This window comes from Paenibacillus sp. 01T422, from assembly GCF_056398785.1.
In genome coordinates, this window is sequence record NZ_JBFTQB010000920.1 from 1 (window position 1) to 2548 (window position 2548).

Sequence of the window (2548 nt, forward strand, 5' to 3'; positions counted from 1 at the left end):
CCCCTTTATTATAGGGGCTTATTACTTTTTTCAATACTTCTAATACCTAATAACACTAAATTGTCAGGAACCGATTTCTGCTTATCTCTGACAATTTATTTTGCCTTTCGTGTAACCATGCATTTACTTTTTCTTGTTTGTTCAATTCCATTAATGAAAAATGCACTTTAGCTTCAATTATTTTCCTAAAGTGATTTATTTCCGGTAGGTTAAAATATCCTCTTGCTGCGTATTCCTCTATTTTTTTCGAATCAGTCTTACTACTTCTTAGTAACACTCCTTCCCCCATAAACTTAAGAACATCTATGGGACAAAAGGATTTATTTTCTTTGAAAATGAAGGTACCGAATTTACTCTTTATATTTTTAACTTTATCTAATTCGAAAGAATACACTAGATGCTGAATTAAATTTCTCCATTGCTCGGAGAGATTGTCATATAGTGGCTTCAGCTCTTTCCAACATTCTACCTTTTGTAATGTGCTCATTTGACTAAAAGTAGAATCTATTCCAATAATTTTTTTATGCACTAGATTATTTGGGTAATATTGAATATTTTTAGATATCCTTACTTTAGCTTTTTCATCCAAGAAACATACTTCTTCTGCATCTAATGTTTTTTCATCTATAACTGAAACCACAGGTAAAACTCCTAGATTGAATAGAAATTCATTGAGGTTTTGATTATCGTATTGGTATCTATTAACTTTCGTGAATTTTCCAACAACTCCATATTCAGCCCACACTTTCCGTTTAACATCTAAACATTCTAAATCACTACGTATTAATCTTTTAAGCACTTGAATCTTCTTATTCATATGCATTAGGTTCTGATACTTCGCTTCTTCAATAAAGAATTCTAATTCCAACAAGCTCATTGTATCCTCCTACAAAATTAACTAAACACTGTTAATTTCCCCTATAATTCAATGCATTTAATATGAACTTACTTGCCTCTTCCGCTAATAAATCAATCTCTTGAAGTGAATCATGTATTTTCAGATTAAAAATATCCCAGTGTTTAAACATCAAAATCGAACTAATTATGAAAGTTAAAGTAATGTCTATAGAGGCAAATGTAAATAAACCACACTCTTCCCCTTTAACCAGTAAATCCCTTAACTCCTTCCAAATTGGTGTGATTATAAAATTAACAAGATCATTCTGAGGAGTAAGGCACAGTATTAGTTGTTGCATTACTTTAACTAAATCGGGATCTTTCATTCTAAGAGAAATAATTTCATAAATAATCTGCCGTACCCTCTTTACAGGATCTTTCATTTCCTCAACAGAATTTGAAGTGCTCACTAGTGGCATAAATGCCTGAAATATTGCAGACAAAACGTTTTCTTTCCCACGAAAATGATATGAAACCATCATCATATTTACCCCTGCTTCTTCACAGATTTGACGTACAGTTGTTTTTTCAAATCCTTGGGTAGCAAAGAGCCTTTTAGCAGCTGTTAGTATGTTCATTTTCGTTTGTAAATTAGCTTGATTCATAAAACCAACCTCCTCTCAATGAATAGATAAAGTGTTTAATGTAAACAGCTTTACCACAAATGCTAATATGTAATCATAAATGAATACAATTTGTGTTATTTTTTTATGTGGTCATTTACTTCTATACTGTTGTTAGAGGTGAATAATTTGAGTGAAGATGACTTTATCATTACACCCAAAGAAGATAAATCAGTTACGATTACTATAAGAGTAGATAGAGCTTTACAAGAAAAATTTGATCACCTTTCAAAAATTAGCAACCGTTCAAGGAATGAGTTAATTAACTTAGCTCTTGAATATGCGATGAAAAACGCAAAATTTATTAAAACAACTCACGAAAAAAGATGACAACAAGCCGGAAATGGCTGTTGTCATCTTTTTTAATTACATTTTGTGTTCGTTTTTGAATTTATTTTATCAAACGTGGTAATACATGCTAATAGCTAAATAACATAAGGAGTCCTGTATATGATTATTTTTAATGATTTTGATTCAATTGCCCTGGTTACACCGCACGGGATTGAATTTAAAGGTTCTACCTATTCGTGCTCATCTGCTATCGCACAACAGTGGTTTTCTCCAGACAGTCCATACTACTTATTAAGGATACCTGCTGTCTACTCTGACATTACGGGAACCCTTACACTCCTATTAGATTCTGGGGATGTCGTGTCTACCTCAAAGCTAACAATTTTAAACATTACATCTGAAATAGAATTGAATAATTACTTCCAAAAAATTAATCAACTTAAATTAAAGTTCAAGGCAGCGAAGCAACTAAACAACAAAAAGAGGAGATGAGTCTTTGAAAAACATTACGTGGAACTGTACATGGATAAATCCATTTGAGTCTGGGTGGTCAATCTTTGAAAAGATTAAGTATGCAAATGTCATTACCTCTCGAGATTTATTATTAGAGTTTGGTTCTTATTCGGCAAAAAATTTAAGTAGCAACATAATCGGGAAGCAGCATCGAGATTTGGTGGAATTAAAAGGATTTAATCGCGAGTTACTTGCCAACTCATTAGGTTTTGACATATATGAAC

4 protein-coding genes and 1 pseudogene are annotated in these 2548 nt (G+C 32.1%); 3 read left to right on the forward strand and 2 right to left on the reverse strand.

The annotated features are described in order from the left end of the window. Positions 1–55: 55 nt before the first annotated feature. Together AC1DUA_RS33400 and AC1DUA_RS33405 are read right to left on the reverse strand one after the other, a co-directional pair. Complete coding sequence (locus AC1DUA_RS33400; RefSeq protein ID WP_477503829.1) at positions 56–877, reverse strand: hypothetical protein; 822 nt, start codon at positions 875–877, stop codon at positions 56–58. Positions 878–908: 31 nt separating this feature from the next. Continuing rightward, positions 909–1502: a TetR/AcrR family transcriptional regulator gene (locus AC1DUA_RS33405; RefSeq protein WP_477503830.1), complete on the reverse strand. Its 594-nt coding sequence runs from the start codon at positions 1500–1502 to the stop codon at positions 909–911. A gap of 147 nt (positions 1503–1649) precedes the next feature. Between AC1DUA_RS33405 and AC1DUA_RS33410 the strand changes: the two genes are divergently transcribed. The 3 genes and pseudogenes from AC1DUA_RS33410 to AC1DUA_RS33420 form a co-directional block, all read left to right on the forward strand. Next, a complete protein-coding gene (locus AC1DUA_RS33410; protein ID WP_477503831.1) occupies positions 1650–1850 on the forward strand; it encodes a ribbon-helix-helix protein, CopG family in 201 nt (66 codons plus the stop codon). Between the two features lie 120 nt (positions 1851–1970). Beyond that, on the forward strand, positions 1971–2303 hold the full coding sequence (locus AC1DUA_RS33415; RefSeq protein ID WP_477503832.1) for a hypothetical protein: 333 nt from the start codon (positions 1971–1973) through the stop codon (positions 2301–2303). Between the two features lie 4 nt (positions 2304–2307). Further along, positions 2308–2548: pseudogene (locus AC1DUA_RS33420) on the forward strand (hypothetical protein); the annotation flags it as partial.